General features: G+C 64.2%; 19 protein-coding genes. 10 read left to right on the forward strand and 9 right to left on the reverse strand.

From position 1 onward, the window contains the following. The first annotated feature begins 1 nt into the window (after position 1). Positions 2-910: a diacylglycerol kinase gene (locus tag AC1C2O_RS05225; RefSeq protein WP_495431677.1), complete on the forward strand. Its 909-nt coding sequence runs from the start codon at positions 2-4 to the stop codon at positions 908-910. Here AC1C2O_RS05225 and AC1C2O_RS05230 read toward each other — a convergent pair. Genes AC1C2O_RS05230 through AC1C2O_RS05240 form a run of 3 tightly spaced genes read right to left on the reverse strand, consistent with a single transcriptional unit; the run spans position 907 to position 3,090 of the window. Beyond that, the gene (locus AC1C2O_RS05230; RefSeq protein ID WP_495429384.1) at positions 907-2,199 is read right to left on the reverse strand and encodes a GNAT family N-acetyltransferase; all 1,293 of its coding nucleotides are present in this window, start codon (positions 2,197-2,199) and stop codon (positions 907-909) included. The two genes, AC1C2O_RS05225 and AC1C2O_RS05230, sit on opposite strands and share 4 nt — an antisense overlap. A 43-nt stretch (positions 2,200-2,242) precedes the next feature. After that, complete coding sequence (locus AC1C2O_RS05235; RefSeq protein ID WP_495429385.1) at positions 2,243-2,488, reverse strand: zf-HC2 domain-containing protein; 246 nt, start codon at positions 2,486-2,488, stop codon at positions 2,243-2,245. Next, positions 2,485-3,090 carry a sigma-70 family RNA polymerase sigma factor gene (locus tag AC1C2O_RS05240; RefSeq protein ID WP_495429386.1) on the reverse strand — a complete coding sequence of 202 codons (606 nt, stop codon included), beginning with the start codon at positions 3,088-3,090 and terminating at the stop codon, positions 2,485-2,487. The genes AC1C2O_RS05235 and AC1C2O_RS05240 overlap by 4 nt, the downstream gene beginning before the upstream one ends. 105 nt (positions 3,091-3,195) lie before the next feature. Here AC1C2O_RS05240 and aroA point away from each other — a divergent pair, with 105 nt between their 5' ends. The 3 genes from aroA to bcp are packed head-to-tail and all read left to right on the forward strand — an operon-like array spanning position 3,196 to position 6,087. Next, a complete protein-coding gene (gene aroA / locus AC1C2O_RS05245) occupies positions 3,196-4,521 on the forward strand; it encodes a 3-phosphoshikimate 1-carboxyvinyltransferase (RefSeq protein WP_495429387.1) in 1,326 nt (441 codons plus the stop codon). Continuing rightward, complete coding sequence (rsgA, locus tag AC1C2O_RS05250) at positions 4,518-5,600, forward strand: ribosome small subunit-dependent GTPase A (RefSeq protein WP_495429388.1); 1,083 nt, start codon at positions 4,518-4,520, stop codon at positions 5,598-5,600. The genes aroA and rsgA overlap by 4 nt, the downstream gene beginning before the upstream one ends. 10 nt (positions 5,601-5,610) lie before the next feature. Continuing rightward, entirely contained in the window at positions 5,611-6,087 is a 477-nt protein-coding gene (gene bcp, locus AC1C2O_RS05255) for a thioredoxin-dependent thiol peroxidase (RefSeq protein ID WP_495429389.1), read from the forward strand. 4 nt (positions 6,088-6,091) lie between these two features. Here the strand turns inward: bcp and AC1C2O_RS05260 are convergent, their stop codons facing one another. Beyond that, complete coding sequence (locus tag AC1C2O_RS05260; protein ID WP_495429390.1) at positions 6,092-6,514, reverse strand: hypothetical protein; 423 nt, start codon at positions 6,512-6,514, stop codon at positions 6,092-6,094. Between the two features lie 207 nt (positions 6,515-6,721). Between AC1C2O_RS05260 and AC1C2O_RS05265 the strand changes: the two genes are divergently transcribed. Beyond that, positions 6,722-6,970, forward strand: a complete 249-nt coding sequence (locus AC1C2O_RS05265) for a WhiB family transcriptional regulator (RefSeq protein WP_438253564.1) — start codon at positions 6,722-6,724, stop codon at positions 6,968-6,970. Between the two features lie 64 nt (positions 6,971-7,034). Here the strand turns inward: AC1C2O_RS05265 and AC1C2O_RS05270 are convergent, their stop codons facing one another. Together AC1C2O_RS05270 and AC1C2O_RS05275 are read right to left on the reverse strand one after the other, a co-directional pair. Then, the gene (locus AC1C2O_RS05270) at positions 7,035-8,519 is read right to left on the reverse strand and encodes a sensor histidine kinase (RefSeq protein ID WP_495429391.1); all 1,485 of its coding nucleotides are present in this window, start codon (positions 8,517-8,519) and stop codon (positions 7,035-7,037) included. Between the two features lie 79 nt (positions 8,520-8,598). Further along, entirely contained in the window at positions 8,599-8,985 is a 387-nt protein-coding gene (locus AC1C2O_RS05275) for an Rv3235 family protein (RefSeq protein ID WP_495429392.1), read from the reverse strand. Positions 8,986-9,062: 77 nt separating this feature from the next. On the opposite strand from AC1C2O_RS05275, the gene AC1C2O_RS05280 reads away from it, so the two are divergent. Continuing rightward, a complete protein-coding gene (locus AC1C2O_RS05280; RefSeq protein ID WP_495429393.1) occupies positions 9,063-9,701 on the forward strand; it encodes a hypothetical protein in 639 nt (212 codons plus the stop codon). 19 nt (positions 9,702-9,720) lie between these two features. On the opposite strand, the gene AC1C2O_RS05285 is transcribed toward AC1C2O_RS05280, so the two are convergent. Continuing rightward, the gene (locus tag AC1C2O_RS05285; protein ID WP_495429394.1) at positions 9,721-9,990 is read right to left on the reverse strand and encodes a helix-turn-helix domain-containing protein; all 270 of its coding nucleotides are present in this window, start codon (positions 9,988-9,990) and stop codon (positions 9,721-9,723) included. A gap of 98 nt (positions 9,991-10,088) precedes the next feature. Here AC1C2O_RS05285 and AC1C2O_RS05290 point away from each other — a divergent pair, with 98 nt between their 5' ends. Together AC1C2O_RS05290 and AC1C2O_RS05295 are read left to right on the forward strand one after the other, a co-directional pair. Next, the gene (locus tag AC1C2O_RS05290) at positions 10,089-10,709 is read left to right on the forward strand and encodes an SAF domain-containing protein (protein ID WP_495429395.1); all 621 of its coding nucleotides are present in this window, start codon (positions 10,089-10,091) and stop codon (positions 10,707-10,709) included. Further along, positions 10,706-11,992 (forward strand): CpaE/TadZ family protein, encoded by a 1,287-nt coding sequence (locus AC1C2O_RS05295; RefSeq protein WP_495429396.1) that lies wholly within the window; start codon positions 10,706-10,708, stop codon positions 11,990-11,992. Before AC1C2O_RS05290 ends, AC1C2O_RS05295 begins: the two co-directional genes overlap by 4 nt. On the opposite strand, the gene AC1C2O_RS05300 is transcribed toward AC1C2O_RS05295, so the two are convergent. Both AC1C2O_RS05300 and secA read right to left on the reverse strand, forming a co-directional pair. After that, positions 11,883-13,109, reverse strand: a complete 1,227-nt coding sequence (locus AC1C2O_RS05300; protein WP_495429397.1) for a pyridoxal phosphate-dependent aminotransferase — start codon at positions 13,107-13,109, stop codon at positions 11,883-11,885. The two genes, AC1C2O_RS05295 and AC1C2O_RS05300, sit on opposite strands and share 110 nt — an antisense overlap. 51 nt (positions 13,110-13,160) lie before the next feature. Beyond that, a complete protein-coding gene (gene secA, locus AC1C2O_RS05305; RefSeq protein ID WP_495429398.1) occupies positions 13,161-15,983 on the reverse strand; it encodes a preprotein translocase subunit SecA in 2,823 nt (940 codons plus the stop codon). 180 nt (positions 15,984-16,163) lie between these two features. Between secA and AC1C2O_RS05310 the strand changes: the two genes are divergently transcribed. Both AC1C2O_RS05310 and AC1C2O_RS05315 read left to right on the forward strand, forming a co-directional pair. Then, on the forward strand, positions 16,164-16,778 hold the full coding sequence (locus tag AC1C2O_RS05310) for a PadR family transcriptional regulator (protein ID WP_495429399.1): 615 nt from the start codon (positions 16,164-16,166) through the stop codon (positions 16,776-16,778). Next, positions 16,775-17,515, forward strand: a complete 741-nt coding sequence (locus AC1C2O_RS05315; RefSeq protein WP_495429400.1) for an ABC transporter ATP-binding protein — start codon at positions 16,775-16,777, stop codon at positions 17,513-17,515. The genes AC1C2O_RS05310 and AC1C2O_RS05315 overlap by 4 nt, the downstream gene beginning before the upstream one ends. Positions 17,516-17,609 lie beyond the last annotated feature (94 nt).

Consider the following 17,609-nt stretch of genomic DNA (forward strand, 5'->3'; position numbering starts at 1 on the left):
CATCCCTGCGTCGCACGTCACGGTCGTTGTCAACCCGACGGCACGTGGCGGCACGGCGGGACGCGCGGCCGTTCGAGCAATCGAGCGGCTGCGCGAGCGCGGTGCATCGGTAACAGTCGACGGCGGTCGCTCGTTCGACGACACCCGTCGTGCGCTCGACGACGCACGCGTTGCGCGTCCCGATGCCATCGTCGTGGTGGGTGGTGATGGAACGATGCGCCTGGCCGTTGAAGCGCTGCACGGCTCCGAAATCCCTGTCACTCTGATCCCGGTGGGAACCGGGAACGACTTCGCGACGTCGCTCGGACTCCCCCGCGACCCTCTCGCCGCTGCCGATCTCGTCTTCGACGGCGGTCTCAAGACAATCGATATCGCGCGTGCCACCCGTGCTGATGGCACTGCGGAGCTGTTCGCCACGATCTTCGCCAGCGGCTTCGACTCCAAGGTCAACGAACGCGCCAACCGGATGCGCTGGCCACAGGGCCGTGCGCGTTACAACATCGCCATCGCGATCGAGTTCGCCCTCCTCAGATCGATCGAGTATCGGCTCTCGTGGACCGATGCCCAGGGTCGGCCCGGCTCGTACGACGGACCGCTGCTGCTGACCGCTGTCGCGAACACCACGACTTACGGCGGCGGTGTACCGATTTCACCGGATGCTGATCCATCTGATGGACTGCTCGATCTCACCTTCGTGCGGCCCGCATCGCGACTGCGGCTGATCCGCGTGCTCGCCAAGGCGTTCCGCGGCACGCACGTGCACGAGCCCGAGGTTGTGACGCACCGGGTGCGCAACATCCGACTCGAATCCGACGGGCTCACCGGTTACGCCGACGGCGACCCGATGGGCGCGCTGCCGATCACCGTCGATCTGTTGCCGCAGGCACTTCGACTGCGCGTACCCGCCTAGTACCAGATGCCGAGTACCGGTGCTTCGGTGGTGCGGAACGCATCGTCGAGGGATGCCGCAACCTCAGCCGGCGCATCCAGTCGCCCCGCGGCTCGCAACTGCACAGCGCTCACTCCCCCGGCATACAGTGCCGAGAGCGCACCGATGTCAAGTGTCGCGTCTGCGGTGTCGGCGTCAGCCGCGGCAACAGCGGCGCGCCCATCTACGACCGTCATCCGCCAGTACCCGGCGGCGAAGCCGAGCGGATCATCGACTCGCAGGACGACGTCGAGCGGAGCGCGGTAAGTACGCGCGGTGAGGGCAGCAGCGACATCGAGGATGCGCAGCCAGCCGTGATCGTGCACGGTGACCTCGACGCCGCGGTGATCGTTCACAAGCCAAGGCAGCGGGTCATCAATCGGACGCAGATCGACGCTCACTCGGTCGACCAGGTCATGCTGGAGCGCGAAGCCCCAGAGAGCGCGAAGCGCTTCCGGAGTCACCGTCGACATCTGGTAGATGGTCATCTCTGAGCGAAAAGTGCCCGGAATCTCGGCGAGCTTGTAGGACATGACGCCGCGAACCGCGCCTTGCTCATCGAGGTAGCGCACTCCGCGCACAGCGGCCGGCGCGGCATGTCCCGGTGCGAGCCCTGCAACGCGGTCCCACCGGCGATCCCATCCGGCGATCTGGCCGGAACGCTGCGTGCGCTCGACCTCATGCAACGCCGCGAAATTGGCCTTCAACGCGTTCTTATCGATGTATTCCAGGCGACCTACAGGCGCGCCGCCGACCCAGCCCGCACGGCGAGTATCAACCGTGATCTTTGCGACCGGAATCGCTGGGGCGAAGCCATAACGGCTGTAAATCGTCGCCTCGGAAACAGTGAGTCCGGCGATCGCCACGCCAGCGGATGCCGCGGCACGCAGCTCTCCTTCGAGGAGAGCTCGCGCAATCCCGCGGCGGCGGTGCGTACCGGATACGGTGACGGAACTGATCGCCCACATGCCGATCTCGCCGCCGGGGACGGTCAGCGGGGTGACCCACGAGTTCACCGTGGCGACCGGCCAGGTGCCGACCGGAGCGCTCGCCTCGAACACTCCGATATTGCGACGATCTGCGATCGCCGCACCGTCAGCCGCCACCACGTCGGCTGCGGGGTCGACGTCCAGGAATCCGCGTGCGTCAGCGCGGACGAAAGCCTCGGTGTCCGCGTCCGATGACGTGTCGATCAGTCGATAGGTCAGTTGCTGACCCGCGAGCCGCTCGAAGGACGTGGGGTCGACGGGAACATCTCGTGCGTCGGTCATCACTCCAGCCTAAGGGCATGCCCGGGCGCCGAAGCGTGCGAGTTCAGTGCGCGGCCACCTGGGCGGCGCGCAGCTTCGCGAGCACGAGGTCACGCAGTTCCTCCGGAGCGGTCTCCTTGCAGGCGCGAGCTACGACCTCTGTCAGGGTGCTGGCGACGAGAGCCTCGCCCTGGCAGGACGGGCAGTTCTCAATGTGCTCGCGAATCTCGGCATGCTCAGTGCGGCAGACCTCGTTGCGGAGGTACTCTTCCAGATCCTGACGGGCTTTGCTGCAGCCGCAATCACTCATTTCTTGCTCCTTGTAGCGGCCGTGGCGATTCCTCGCTCAGCGGCATAGTCAGCCAAAAGCTCACGCAACATCCGTCTGCCACGGTGCAGACGACTCATCACGGTGCCGATGGGGGTCTTCATGATGTCAGCGATCTCCTGGTATGCGAATCCTTCAACATCGGCCAGGTACACCGCCAAACGGAAGTCTTCGGGGACCTCTTGTAGCGCGTCTTTCACAACAGAAGCAGGCATACGGTCGATCGCCTCTGCCTCGGCAGAACGGCTGTGCGAAGCGGTGGTCGACTCTGCCCCGCCCATCTGCCAGTCTTCAAGTTCATCAATCGTGCCCTGGAAGGGCTCACGCTGCTTCTTGCGGTAGATGTTGATGTACGTGTTCGTGAGAATTCGGTAAAGCCAGGCCTTCAGGTTCGTGCCCTGAGTGAACGACGCCCAGGACGCGAAAGCCTTGACGAAGGTCTCTTGCACCAGGTCTGCCGCATCGGCAGGGTTGCGCGTCATGCGCATCGCCGCTGCGTACAGCTGGTCCATGAAGGGGATCGCCTGTTCCTCGAACTCGCGCTGAGTATCGCGGGGCGTGACTGCGGGTGTCGTGTCATCCATCACAAGCCAGTCTAGGCCGGAGATGTCTTCCACCCCTCTTTCAAGCGTCGCGACCAATGCCACTCCTTCTCGGTGCTTTCGGGACCATTCACTAAGGTGGAACCGATGAGTGACACACGGTATTCCCCATCCCCCGCCCGGGGCGCCTATGTCGCGCCCGAAGCATCTAACGCTGTGAACTCGACGCTGACCATTCCGGGGTCGAAGTCACTCACCAATCGCGAGCTGATCATCGCGGCGATTGCCGACGGCCCCGGCCGTCTGACCGCCCCGTTGCGCTCGGACGATTCGCTTCGGATGATCGAGGCTCTACGCGCCCTCGGCGTCGGCATCGAAGAGGTCGAAGGCCTCGGCGAGTTCGGTCCAGACCTGATCGTGACCCCTGCTCCCCTGCGCGGTGGCGCCACGGTCGACTGCGGCCAAGCCGGCACGGTCATGCGCTTCATCGCACCGCTGGCGGGACTCGCCACACACGACGTGCATATCACCGCGCACGAGAATGCTCTGCATCGTCCGATGGGCGCCATGATCACCGCGATGCGTGATCTCGGCGTCGACATCGATGACGAAGGAACATGGTCGCTGCCGTTCACGATCCGCGGTCAGGGTCGCATCCGCGGTGGTCGCCTCGAGATCGATGCTTCCGCGTCCAGCCAGTTCGTCTCTGGCCTCCTCCTCGCAGCTCCCCGCTTCGACGTTGGCCTGCACCTGGTGCACACCGGTGATCATCTGCCGAGCCTGCCGCACATCGATATGACGATCGAATCGCTCAGCCGTCGCGGCATCCGCATCGAGCGGCCTGCAACCGGTGAATGGCTGGTCGAGGCCGGTGTCCCCCGTGCCAAAGAGATCGCGATCGAACCCGATCTCTCCAATGCTGCGCCGTTCCTGGCCGCTGCCATGGTGACCGGTGGCGAAGTGTCGATCACCGGCTGGCCGCTGCATTCCACGCAGCCCGGCGCACTGCTGCCGGACATTCTGCAGGCTATGGGGGCCCACGTCGGTCGCCACAGCGGCACGATGACCGTGCGCGCTGGTGACAGCATCCGCGGTCTCGATCTCGATCTCTCTGCCGCCAGCGAACTGTCGCCAACCATCGTCGGTCTCGCTGCTTTCGCTGATGCTCCAACGACGATCCGCGGCATTGGTCATATCCGCATGCACGAAACAGACCGAATCGCCGCACTGATCGGAAACCTCACCGCGCTCGGTGGCGAGGTAGAAGAGCTCTCTGACGGTCTGCGCATCATCCCCCGTCCCCTGCACGGCGGACACTGGTCAGCGCACCATGACCACCGCATGGCCACAACGGGTGCGCTGGTCGGTCTGCGTGTGCCCGGAGTTGTCATCGATGACATCGGCACGACCGCGAAGACACTGCCAGAGTTCACCCAGCTCTGGGAACGGATGCTAGGAGGCACCGCCGCGTGAGCTGGCTGCCCCCAGACGACGACCTCGAAGAAGGCTTCGAGGGCTTCGACGAGAACAGCTTCCGCACCCGCCCGAACCCCAAGGCGAACCGTCCACGCACAAAGCGGCGCCCCGCGCACGACGACGCACAGATCGGTCGCGTTCTCGGCGTCGATCGCGGCCGCTACAGCGTCATGCTCGATGAGAACACCGCGGACGAACGCACCATCACCACCACACGCGCGCGGGAACTTCGCCGCACCCCGATCGTGACGGGCGATCAGGCCCGCGTCGTCGGCGATGTCTCCGGAGCAGAGGGAACGCTGGCGCGCATAGTCGGGATCGTTGAACGCACGTCTTTGCTGCGCCGCAGCGCAGATGACACCGACCAGGTCGAGCGCGTCATCGTGGCTAACGCCGACCAGATGCTCATCGTCGTCGCCGCTGCCGACCCGGAGCCGAGAGCCCGCCTGGTCGATCGCTATCTTGTCGCAGCGCTGGATGCCGGCATCCGCCCTCTACTGGTCGTCACGAAGACTGATCTCGCAGACCCGACGGTATTCCTGTCACACTTCAACGGGCTCGACCTGCGCGTATTCACGAGCGCAAATGATCAGATGCCGCTGGACGAGATCGGCGCCGCGCTCATCGGCCACTCGACGGTGTTCGTCGGCCACTCAGGCGTCGGCAAGTCCACCCTCGTGAACGCGCTCGTGCCGTCCGCACAGCGCGCGACCGGACATGTGAACCAGGTGACGGGGCGCGGACGGCACACGTCATCCTCGACTGTCTCGCTGCGCTATGAGGGCTCCGGTGGCACCGGCTGGGTGATCGACACCCCAGGCGTTCGTTCGTTCGGGCTCGGGCATGTGGATCCAGCGAATATCATCGCGTCATTCACCGAACTCGCCGGCATCGCCGAAAACTGCCCCCGCGGGTGCACGCATCTGACGGATGCCCCAGACTGCGCTCTGATCGAGGCTGCGGCCAGCGGCGAGCTGACCGACGCCGAGCTGGCTCGCCTGGATTCGCTGCAACGTATGCTCCAGACGTTCGCAGACAAGGCCGACGCGAGCACAGGAACTTCTTCCGGTCGATAGGCTGGACAACGTGACGAATCTGCGCCTGGAACCCGGTACCGCTGCCCCCGACTTCACCCTGCAGGATCAGGATGGCTCCTCCGTGAGCCTCTCGGACCTGCGCGGGCAGAAGACGATCCTCTACTTCTACCCCGCTGCGATGACGCCAGGCTGCACCACTCAGGCCTGCGATTTCCGCGACAACATCGCATCCTTGCAGGGGGCCGGCTACCGGGTCGTCGGCGTCTCGCGCGACGAGCCGGCGAAGCTCGCACAGTTCCGCGAACGCGATGCGATCCCCTTCACTCTGCTCAGCGATCCGGATCACTCCGTGCACACCGCATATGGCGTGTGGGGCGAGAAGATGAATTACGGGAAGGTTGTCGAGGGAGTCATCCGCTCGACGTTCGTGCTCGATGAGAACGGCGTGATCGTTCACGCGCAGTACAACGTGAAGGCCACCGGCCACGTCGCACGGCTACGCAAGACGCTCGGTCTCGACGCCTGAGGCCTCAGCCTGCGGCAGGGTCCTCGGCAGCGGGGTCCTCGGCCGGCTCTGGCCGTTGGACTGCCTCTTTCCGAGTGCTGGCGACCAACAGGATGAATCCAAGGAGTCCGGGGATTCCGACGCCCAGCACAAACGCCCACGCCACCGGCTGCACAGTGAGCGTTGCGAGCGCCAGCGCGATCGCCAGCACCTGCAGCACGACTCCGCCAGAGCGCGCCCACATGTGACCGCGGCGCGTACCCGCTGCGAACGCAAACAGCGCCACAGCCCCGATCAGCGTCAGCACGATCAGCGCGATCGCAGTGGGAAGGGATGCTGTATCACCCGATCCCAAGCCGATGAATTCAATCAGCAGAAGACCAGTCAGAGCTGCGCCTTCCAGGGCGAGAACCACCGCTGCAGCAGCCGCTAGACCGGGTGAACGCACAATGTCTCCTGAGAAATCTGATTTGTAGGCACAAAATCCTTGATTTCGCGCCCGAGCTGTAACACAATGTTAACAGTCATGTGCTCCCACAGCGGCGTGGGGCGAGCGTCTGCTCGCACTACAACTGAGCGACGACACCCGATCCGTCGCCCGAATCGAGCATTCGCACCGCGAACGCTCACCGAGAATCCACACCAAGGAGCCCCAATGGACTGGCGCGATAAATCCGCCTGCCTCACCGTCGACCCAGAGCTGTTCTTCCCCGTGGGGAACACCGGGCCGGCCGTCGACCAGATCGAAAAGGCCAAGGCTGTCTGCGCCACCTGCACAGTCACCGAGGTTTGCTTGCAGTACGCCCTGGAGACCAGCCAGGACTCCGGTGTATGGGGCGGCCTCTCTGAGGATGAACGTCGAGCGCTGAAGCGCCGCGCTGCGCGCGCCCGCCGCGCATCCTGAGCTTTCCTCACTCGAAAACGGCCGGTCCCGCTGATGCGGGCCGGCCGTTTTCACGTATGCGGCGTTACTTCTTCAGCCAGCGCATGGGAAGGTCAATGACCACTTCTGTGCCCTCGCCCTCGCTGCCGCGCCACACGATCGTGCCGCTGAGCTCTCCCTGAATCAGAGTGCGGATGATCTGTGTCCCGAGACCCTGACCGATCCGCCCTTCCGGAAGCCCGTGCCCGGTGTCGTGCACCGTGACATGCAGATTCTCTTCGGTGCGCGTGGCATCGATCGTGATCATGCCTTCTTTGCCCGCGAGACCGTGTTCCACGGCGTTGGTGACGACCTCGGTGAGCGCGAGCGCGAGCGGCGTTGCGTATTCGCTCGGCAGAACACCGAAATGTCCAGTGAACTTGGTGCTCGCCCTGGTGTTGGGAGCAGCCGCCACCTCGGCGACGAGCTTGAGCACGCGGTGAAAGACCTCGTCGAAGTCGACCGTCTGCGTCAGCCCCTGTGCCAGCGTGTCGTGCACGACAGCAATGGCATCGACGCGGCGCATCGCTTGGGTGAGTGCGTCACGAGCTTCATCCGAGTGCGTGCGCCGCGCCTGGATGCGCAGCAGCGACGCCACCGTCTGCAGGTTGTTCTTGACACGGTGGTGGATCTCACGGATCGTGGCATCCTTCGTGATCAGCTCTTGCTCCTGGTGGCGCAGTTCGCTCACGTCACGGCACAGAATGATCGCACCGATACGGTTGCCGTGGTCCTTCAGCGGAATCGCCCGCAGTGACACCGTGACACCGCGCGCTTCGATATCCGTGCGCCACGGCGCACGTCCGGTGACGACGACTGGAAGCGATTCGTCCACCTCGCGGCTTGCTGGCAGGATCCTGGTCGTCACCTCAGCCAACGACTCCCCCTCCAGTTCGTCCTCGAATCCCATCCGGTTAAACGCGGAAAGCGCGTTGGGAGTGGCAAAGGTGCTGATGCCGTCCACATCGATGCGGATCAGGCCGTCAGAGGCTCGGGGCGCACCGCGACGTGGTGATGTCGGGGCAGCGAGGTCAGGGAACTCACCTGAGGCGATCATCCGGAACAGGTCATTCGCGCATTCATCGAAGGTGATCTGCTGCCGGGATGGAACCCGCGCCTCGCCGAGGTTGGTGTGTCTCGTCACTACGCCGATCACAGGTGCACGTTCGCCTGCTTTGCCGCGCTCGCGCACGATCGGCACGGAGCGCACCCTGGTCGGGATCTCCTCGAACCAGTCGGGCGACGAAGAATCGACGATCTCGCCCGAATCGAAGGCGCCCTGCACTTGAGTGCGCCACTGCGGCCGGACGCGATCGCCGACGATGTCGCGATAGAACAGCGTCGCCGCTCCGCTCGGGCGTGTGTGCGCCACTGCGACGAAGGAGCCGTCATTTGTGGCCACCCACATGACGATGTCGGCAGATGCGAGGTCAGCGAGCAGCTGGCCGTCGCCGGCGAGACGGTGGAGCCATTCGACATCATTGTCGGTCAGGCAGCCCTGGGCATGGACGAGATCACTGAGGGTTGACACATGACCAGCCTAGAACCCCGGATGCCGTCGCTCGTGCAATGCCGCGTCACGTCGGGTGCAGCCGCGCACCAGGCCGCGATCAGAGCACCGCGAAAGAGGTGGCTCGCCATCGATGGTCCAAGCCTTCGAGACGGATCGCGACAGCCCTCGTTCGCCCTGGCCCCGCGACGATAACCACGGCTTCTACCACCCCATCGGCGGGTGTCGTCTCACGGATCGACAGGATCTCGAAGACTGGCCGCGCCGGCGACGTGCCTCGCGCACTTCTCGCCCTGGCGGAGAGATTCGACCGCGCCCCCAGCTTTCGATACGCATCCTCGCTGAACCACCGCGCCAGCTGATCCAGCTCTCGCACCCCGGCGAAAACCTCAAGAACTCCCTGAGTCAGGCTCCGCAGCAGCTGCGTGGGGTTGGGCAGATCGGTTGCAGCGGTCGGCTGCGGGGCAAAGTACTCATGAAGCGTCATCGTTGTCACTCTCGGTCTCTGATGCGAGTCAGTAGAACACGCGGCGCGTGCCGCTCGCAGGCCTCGGACCACAACATGTGGATAACTCGTACGCGCTCGGCGATTTCTCCCCTACGCTCGGTCGCGTGCATTGGGATCGCCTGTTCGAAGACCTCGAAGGTCAGCTCGCCGCCGAATGGGAGGCGGAGCGGGCCGTGCTGGATGCCGAGTCCGAGCGCCTGCGCATCGCGAAGCTCGGCCTCCGCACGAGATTGCGCATGCTGGAGTTGCGCGAGGCGCCGCTCACGCTGCGGTTGGTCGACGGTGAGCGTCGATCCGTGCAGCTCCGCGCCGTTGGCGCCGATTGGATTGCCGTGCAACCGCAGGACGCCCCGACCGCGATGATCGTCCCGCTGGCGGCCTTGGCGAGCGTTGAGACGCACCACGGCGCGATCCTGGAGACTCTGGAAGACGCACCGCCGCGCTCAGACGGGCTGCGCGAGCGCATGACACTGGGCTTCCTCCTGCGCGACCTCGCTCGCCGTCGCATCCCCCTGCACATGGCACTCCGCGATGGTGAGATGCTGCACGGGACCATCGATCGGGCCGGTAGCGACCACCTCGATCTGGCAGTGCATGATCCTGGTGAGGCGAGACGAGCCACTGCTGTGCGAACATTTCGAATCGTGCCGTTCGACGCGCTCGTCTGGGCGCGCACCGACAGCGCGGTGGTCTAGTCGCCATGACTCCTAGCGTCTATGGCCGCTGGGTTCCCCACACTTCAGGGAAGCTCGCCTCATCAGCTTGGCGCCACAAGGCCATGCGCCGCGCTTGTTCCGTCTGCTCTGCCAAGTAGTCGGAGATGCTCTGCTCTTCGACTCGCCATCGCGCAGGTGATCCAAGTTGCGCACCTCGAAGCCGACCGGCAATGACTAGTGCGATGACTTCATCGACCTCAACGCCGAGCAGCTCGGCAACCTGCGCGGGCGCGAGGAAACGAGGAACAGATGCGGGCGTATCGTCCATGCATCCATTCTGGCGCGCCCCAGGCCTGCGCCCTAGTGGCATTCAAGCCCTGTGGATAACTTCTCACCCGACGCTGCTGATTCTGTGACGATAAGTGCATGACGACCCAAACGCGCACACGACGCGCCTTCTGGGGCGACGTCCGATTCCTCGTCGGCATCGCTCTGGTGATTCTCTCGATCGTCGGTGTCTGGCTCATCGTGTCATCCGCGAGGCAAACCACCCCGGTGCTACAGGCGAACCGCACGATCACTCAGGGCGAGGCGCTGGTGTCTGATGATTTCCGTGTGGTGGAGGTGAGCCTAGGCAGCATCGTTGAGGGCTACCTGTCCCCACAAGACTTGGTCGCGGGGCTGATTGCCTCGCGCACATTGGCAGACGGCGAACTATTGCCAGCAGCAGCCGCTGCCGAGGCGCACAGCAGCCGCACTACCAACATCGTCGTCGAGAGCAGCGTCGGCTTGCCCGAGACCGTCGGGGTCGGAACCCCGGTCGAGCTCTGGTACTCACCGCTCCTCGTAGAGGATGATGGCTTCGAGGCCCCGAGGATTCTCGCGGCCGACGTCGTGGTCGCATCCGTCCCAGAGGCGAACGGCATGCTCGCGCAGCGCAACGCAGCCGTCGAGCTCGTGATCGATCGCGCAGACGTCGCCGCGGTACTGGCCGCGATCACCGGAGGGGCCGCGTTGTCTGTTGTTCCTCTTGGGTCTGGCTCATGACGTCGGTGCTGATCGCGCTGGATGAACCGCGCGGCTCGGAGCTCGGCGCCGAACTCGAACGTGACGGAATCCTGGTTGTCGACGTCGTGCCGCCCACACGCGTCGACATGGCGCTCCTGTCCGGGGCAGACGCGATCATCCTCCCTGCCACCCGTTCGGCCCTGACAAACGAGCTGGTGGCCGCCTGTGACCGGGCAGGCGTGCGGATCGTGACCCTCGGCGGTGGCGAATCACGTTTGCTCAGTCGGTATGGACTGCCCGAGGCCCTCCCTGAGGACGCAGACTCTTGGCAGATCGCCGAGGCGCTGTCGGAGGAAGAGCCAGATACTGCACCACCTGTGCCACCATCGCGTCGTCGAATCATCGCCGTATGGGGTCCGCATGGCGCCCCAGGACGATCCACCGTCGCTATCCAGTTGGCTGTAGAACTCACCCGCTCCGGCCGCAGTTGCGCGCTAATCGATGCCGATACAGTCGCGCCTGCGTTGGCGCTGTTGCTCGGGCTCGGTGACGATGCTCCTGGCATCGCGGCTGCCTGCCGACGCGCAGAACTGGGCGGGCTGGATGCTGCCGAGCTCAGCAGACTCGCCACCAAAGTGGAGACCAGCGCCGGCAGCCTCGAAGTTCTTGGCGGACTCAACCGCCCGTCTCGCTGGCCTGAGCTCTCCGCCGCTCGCCTGAGCACGGCGATCGGACTCTGTCGAGAATGGGTGGATGAGACGATCATCGATGTCTCCGCGTCGTTTGATGCGGAGGAGGAGATCTCGGATGATCTCCTCGGTCCCAGAAGACATGCCGCGACGTCGACGGCCCTGCGCGAAGCAGACCTGGTCGTTGCTGTCACTGCTGCCGATCCGCTGTCGATCTCGCGGTTCCTCCGCGATCATGCAGAGCTCCGCGGCCTCATCGGTGCAACCACGCGGATCGCGGTCGTTGCCAATCAGGTGCGCCCAGGGCCGCTCGGCATAGATGCGCGCGGTCAGATCCGGCGCGCCCTTGAGCGCTTCGCGAGCATCACCGACGTGACTTTCTTGCCGTTCGATCAACGTGCAGCTGACGCCGCGCTGCTCCATGCTCGACCGATGGCAGATGTCACCCCTCGATCAGCACTGGTTGGTGCCATCCGCCGCCTCGCGGAAAGCCTGGAGCCACCGCGACCGCGCCGTGCCACGGTCACTGCCGATAGCTTGCGAGGAAGTTCCCGAGTCGCTCGATGGCTTCGCCCAGAACGCGTGGCTCTGGCAGCGTCACCACACGGAAATGATCCGGAGTGGGCCAATTGAAACCCGTGCCCTGTACGAGAAGGATGTGCTCAGAGATAAGCAGGTCGTAGATGAACTTCTCGTCATCTTGGATCGCGTGGACGTTCGGATCCAAGCGCGGGAAGGCGTAAAGCGCTCCCTGCGGCTTCACACATGAGACGCCGGGAATCGACTCCAGAGCCTGCCATGCGATGTCACGTTGTTCGTGCAGGCGACCGCTCGGAGCGATGAGGGCATTGATCGACTGCACGCCGCCGAGGGCTGCCTGCACAGCGTGCTGGCCGGGCACGTTCGGGCAGAGGCGGGTCGAGGCAAGGAGCGTGATTCCCTCCAGGAAACCCTTCGCGCGCTGCTGCGGACCTGTAATAACGACCCACCCGGAGCGGAATCCAGCAACCCGATACGTCTTGGACAGACCATTGAACGTCAGGCACAGCATGTCGGGCGCAAGCGTGGCTGTGGGAATGTGCACCGCGTCGTCAAACAGGATCCGATCGTAGATCTCGTCCGATAGCAGGAGTAGCTGGTGTTCCCGGGCAATCTGCACGATGCCCTCGAGTACCTCACGCGAGTAAACCGCGCCGGTCGGATTGTTCGGGTTGATGATGACGATCGCCTTGGTCTGCGGCGTCACCTTAGACCGGATATCCTCCAGGTCAGGCTCCCAACCGCTCTGCTCATCACAGACGTAGTGCACCGGGGTGCCGCCGGCCAGACTCGTCATGGCTGTCCACAGCGGATAGTCCGGGGCCGGGATGAGCACCTCGTCTCCTTCGTCGAGGAGCGCCTGCATGGTCATCGTGATCAGCTCGGAGACACCGTTGCCGAGATAGACATCATCTGGACCGAACTGCGGGAAGCCTTCGATCTGCTCGTAGCGACTCACCACCGCCCGTCGCGCGGAGATGATGCCTCGGCTGTCGCTGTAGCCGTGCGAGGTCGGCAGCGCCGCAAGCATGTCGTGCACGATCTGGTGCGGTGCATCGAACCCGAAAATCGCGGGGTTGCCGGTGTGCAGCTTGAGGATGTTGTAACCCTCGGCCTCCAGGCGCGCGGCCTCGACGAGCGCTTTACCGCGAATCTCGTACAGGACGTTCTTGAGCTTCGACGATTGGTCGAAGTGGCGCGTAGGGGTCATTGAGAAAGCCTACCGGCTTATGCCGGCAGGCTTTTTCAACTCAGTTCGCGTCTACTTCTTCTTTTTGTCTGCAGCGCGACGCTGCTCGCGATTCTGCGGCTTATTCTGTGCGGGCGGCGCGGCGTCGGTGCGCTGGCCAAATGCTCCGCGCTGCTCAGGCGCCGCCGGAGTTTCACCCTCAGCGACCGTGGCTGCAGCCGCTGCGGCGGCCTGCTGAAGACGATCGGTGGCCGACTGCTGCACCTGACCGCGGTCATTTCGAACCTCGACCTCACCGGCATCGTTGGGTGCGGAGTACTCAAGTCGCTGCTCGCCACCGTCGGTGGCAAGCCCCTTGGCCTCGACCTCGGTGGTCTGCGCGTCGCCGACACGGCGCACCTCGACCTCAAGGTTGTAGAGGTAGCCGACCGACTCTTCCTTGATCTGCCCCATCATCGACTGGAACATTGCGAAGCCCTCGCGCTGATACTCGATCAGCGGATCGCGCTGCGCCATCGCGCGAAGCCCGATGCCATCCTTGAGGTAGTCCATCTCGTAGAGGTGGTCGCGCCAGCGACGGTCGAGAACCTGCAGGACGACGCGCCGCTCGAGCTCGCGGGTCGCCGCTTCGCCGAGCATCTCTTCACGCTTTTCGTAGGCGATCTTCGCATCCGAAAGCAGTTCGCGGGTGAGTCCTTCGGCGGTGATGCCGCCCTTGCGTCCGCCTCCCTCGGCGACAACCTCGTCGATTGTCACGCCGACGGGGTAAAGCGTCTTCAGCTCAGTCCACAGGGCATCAAAGTCCCAGCTTTCGTTGTGCCCTTCACCGGTGTGATCCGTGACGACGCCGGTGATGGCATCCTCGATGAAGTGCTGCACACGGTCGGCAATATCATCGCCATGCAGAATCTGACGGCGGTCAGTGTAGATCGCCTCGCGCTGACGATTGAGGACATCGTCGTACTTGAGTACGTTCTTGCGCATCTCGGCGTTGCGAGACTCGACCTGCGACTGTGCGCTGCGGATGGCGCGCGAAACCAGACCTGATTCGATCGGCACGTCATCCGGGAAGTTGGTGCGCGCAAGAATCGCTTCGGCGGCACCCGACTGGAACAGACGCATCAGATCGTCGGTGAGGCTCAGATAGAAGCGGCTCTCGCCGGGGTCTCCCTGACGGCCAGAGCGACCGCGCAGCTGGTTGTCGATACGACGCGATTCGTGACGCTCGGTGCCGAGCACGTAGAGACCGCCGACGTCTGTGACCTTGGTACTCTCCTCGGCGACGATCGCCTTCATGGATTCGTACGCCTCATCCCAGGCGGCCTCGTACTCTTCCGGCGTCTCCGCCGGGTCAAGTCCCTTGGCTTTCAGCTCCTGCACTGCGAGGAACTCGGCGTTTCCACCGAGCATGATGTCTGTGCCTCGACCGGCCATGTTGGTGGCAACAGTCACGCCACCGAGGCGACCAGCGCGGGCGACGATCTCGGCCTCACGTGCGTGGTTCTTCGCGTTCAGGACCTCGTGCTTGATGCCCTTCTTGGCGAGGAGCCGCGAGAGGTACTCGCTCTTCTCGACGCTCACAGTGCCGACCAGCACAGGCTGGCCGACCGCGTGGCGTTCGACGATGTCTTCCACAACCTGCGTGAACTTCGCCGTTTCGTTCTTGTAGACGAGGTCGGCGTTGTCCTTGCGGATCATCGGCCTGTTCGTGGGGATCTGCACGACGCCGAGTTTGTAGGTCGACATGAACTCTGCGGCCTCGGTCTCGGCCGTACCGGTCATCCCGGCGAGCTTGTCGTAGAGGCGGAAATAGTTCTGCAGTGTCACTGTGGCGAGTGTCTGGTTCTCTGCCTTGACCGGAACGGCTTCCTTGGCCTCGATGGCCTGATGGATGCCTTCGTTGTAGCGGCGTCCGACCAGAATACGGCCGGTGTGCTCGTCGACGATCATGACCTCGTCGTTCATCACGACATAGTCGGCGTTCTTCTTGAACAGCGCGAGGGCCTTGATCGAGTTGTTCAGGAACGAGATGAGTGGAGTATTCGCCGACTCGTAGAGGTTCTCGATGCCGAGATAGTCTTCGACCTTCTCGATACCGGGCTCGAGCACACCCACGGTGCGCTTCTTCTCGTCGACTTCATAGTCAACGCCGGCCTCGAGGGTGCGTGCAATCTTCGCGAACTCGGTGAACCATCGATTGGCTTCGCCTGACGACGGACCAGAGATGATCAGTGGCGTGCGAGCCTCGTCGATCAGGATCGAGTCGACCTCATCGACTACCGCGAAGAAGTGGTCACGCTGAACGAGGTCTTCCTTGCGCCACGCCATGTTGTCGCGCAGGTAGTCGAAGCCGAACTCGTTGTTCGTGCCGTAAGTGATGTCGGCCGCGTACTGCTCGCGGCGCACCGCCGGAGTCTGACCAGACACGATGATACCCGTCGTCATTCCCAGCGCACGGAAGATTCGGCCCATGAGCTCGGCCTGGTACGACGCCAGGAAGTCATTGACCGTGATGACGTGGACACCCTTGCCAGCGATCGCGTTCAGATACGCGGGGAACGTGGCGACGAGGGTCTTGCCTTCACCCGTCTTCATCTCGGCGATGTTGCCGAGATGAAGGGCGACGCCACCCATTAGCTGCACGTCATAGGCGCGCATGCCCAGCGTGCGCTTGGCAGCTTGACGGACTGCGGCGAATGCCTCCGGCATCAGCTGGTCGAGGGTCTCCCCGTTTTCGAACCGGGCGCGCAGCTCAGTCGTCTCGTTCGCCAGTTCTTCATCAGTGAGCTTCTCGAAATCGTCCTCGAGCGCGTTGACGGCCTTCACTACTTGGTTCAGGCGGCGGATAACGCGACCTTCGCCTGCGCGCAGCAGCTTCTCAAGAGGATTCGCCACTTATGTCTTCTCCCTGTTGTGGGTCAAAACCCGGCCGCCCAGATTGGGGCTTCAGTCCTGGGCATACCTCGCTATGTTACCGGCCGGTGACCTTTGCGTCGCCTGCGAGTCAGACGGGTTCGCACATTTCCCTGTATGTATATACTCGGTATTGTCTTATTGATCGACCAGGAGGTCACCATGTCGGTGCGTCAGAGTCTGCTTGCCATTCTGGATCAGGGCGCGTGCTACGGCTACCAGCTGCGCAGCGAGTTCGACCGACGCACCGGATCCACGTGGCCGTTGAATGTCGGCCAGATCTACAACACACTCGAGCGGCTGGAACGCGATGGCATGGTCGAGCGGGGCGAGGCCGACGAGCAGGGGCACGTGTACTGGGAGATCACGGATGCCGGATCCGCCGAAGTCGCGCAATGGCTCTCCTCCCCCGTCATCCGCGGGCAGGCGACGCGGGATGAGCTCGCGATCAAACTTGCGGTGGCCGCCACCTTGCCCGGCGTGGATGTCAGCTCGGTCATTCAGGCGCAACGAATGGCCTCCCTCCAGCAGATGCAGTCGCTTCAGCGCGCGAAGTATGCTGGCGCCGATCCTGACGGGCCAGAGGAACTCGCGTGGTCACTGGTCGTCGATTCGATGATTTTCGCCGCCGAGGCCGAAGTGCGGTGGCTCGACCACACCGAGCAGCGCCTCGCCATGCACCCGCAGCACGCGATGACGCTAGCGCTTGCGACCGAACGTCCGAAACGGGGGCGGCCTGCGAAGGCGGATGCCGCGGAGATGGTCAGCCGAGCATGACCGACCTTCAGCACGCTCAGGAACCGGTTCTGCGCCTCGACGGCGTGACGCAGGAGTATGGCGAAGGCGACCTGCTGGTGCGCGCTCTGCAGGACGTGAATCTGTCTGTGCATCGCCGCGAACTCGTTGCAATCATGGGCCCATCCGGCTCGGGAAAGTCGACGCTGCTGTCGATCGCCGGCGGCCTGCAGGCACCAGCGGCCGGCGGCGTCTACATCGACGGTCGCCGAGTCGGCGGGATGAGCACCAGAGAGGTCGCACAGCTGAGACGTCGATCGATGGGGTTCGTCTTCCAGGATTTCAATCTCATCCCCACACTCACCGCTATCGAGAACGTGATGCTGCCGCTGGAGCTCGACGGCTTCCGCCAGCGCGTCGCTCGTCGGGCTGGGCAGGATGCGCTCGAGTCGGTCGGCCTCGGCGAACGATTGGATGCCTTCCCCGACGACCTCTCCGGTGGCCAGCAACAGCGTGTCGCGATCGCCAGGGCGGTTGTCGGTGGACGCTCGCTGATCCTCGCGGACGAACCGACCGGTGCGCTGGATTCGGTAACCGGCGAGAGCGTGCTGCGGATGCTCCGCTCCAGAGTGGACGCCGGAGCCGCCGCGATCCTGGTCACCCATGAGGCCAGGCATGCCGCGTGGGCTGATCGAATCGTGTTCCTGCGCGACGGCAAGCTCGTCGACGAGTCCCGCCCAGTCGGCGCCGAATCGCTGCTGGCCGGTTCCGGACGATGAGCGCGACCCTGGAGCGGCCCGCTCCGGAGAATGCGGAACATCCCAGAGCAGCGGCCGCAGCAGCGCGCCGGGGCGGGTCATGGCCCAGGAGACG

The sequence above is a fragment of the Microbacterium sp. Y355 genome (assembly GCF_059445345.1).

What these genes read in the sequence shown, in the direction of transcription:
- AC1C2O_RS05230 (WP_495429384.1), bottom strand. Translation starts at nt 2,199, where the DNA reads ATGACCGACGCACGAGATGTTCCCGTCGACCCCACGTCCTTCGAGCGG.
- AC1C2O_RS05235 (WP_495429385.1), bottom strand. Translation starts at nt 2,488, where the DNA reads ATGAGTGATTGCGGCTGCAGCAAAGCCCGTCAGGATCTGGAAGAGTAC.
- AC1C2O_RS05240 (WP_495429386.1), bottom strand. Translation starts at nt 3,090, where the DNA reads ATGGATGACACGACACCCGCAGTCACGCCCCGCGATACTCAGCGCGAG.
- aroA (WP_495429387.1), top strand. Translation starts at nt 3,196, where the DNA reads ATGAGTGACACACGGTATTCCCCATCCCCCGCCCGGGGCGCCTATGTC.
- AC1C2O_RS05265 (WP_438253564.1), top strand. Translation starts at nt 6,722, where the DNA reads ATGGACTGGCGCGATAAATCCGCCTGCCTCACCGTCGACCCAGAGCTG.
- AC1C2O_RS05275 (WP_495429392.1), bottom strand. Translation starts at nt 8,985, where the DNA reads ATGACGCTTCATGAGTACTTTGCCCCGCAGCCGACCGCTGCAACCGAT.
- AC1C2O_RS05285 (WP_495429394.1), bottom strand. Translation starts at nt 9,990, where the DNA reads ATGGACGATACGCCCGCATCTGTTCCTCGTTTCCTCGCGCCCGCGCAG.
- AC1C2O_RS05290 (WP_495429395.1), top strand. Translation starts at nt 10,089, where the DNA reads ATGACGACCCAAACGCGCACACGACGCGCCTTCTGGGGCGACGTCCGA.
- AC1C2O_RS05295 (WP_495429396.1), top strand. Translation starts at nt 10,706, where the DNA reads ATGACGTCGGTGCTGATCGCGCTGGATGAACCGCGCGGCTCGGAGCTC.
- AC1C2O_RS05300 (WP_495429397.1), bottom strand. Translation starts at nt 13,109, where the DNA reads ATGACCCCTACGCGCCACTTCGACCAATCGTCGAAGCTCAAGAACGTC.
- AC1C2O_RS05310 (WP_495429399.1), top strand. Translation starts at nt 16,164, where the DNA reads ATGTCGGTGCGTCAGAGTCTGCTTGCCATTCTGGATCAGGGCGCGTGC.
- AC1C2O_RS05315 (WP_495429400.1), top strand. Translation starts at nt 16,775, where the DNA reads ATGACCGACCTTCAGCACGCTCAGGAACCGGTTCTGCGCCTCGACGGC.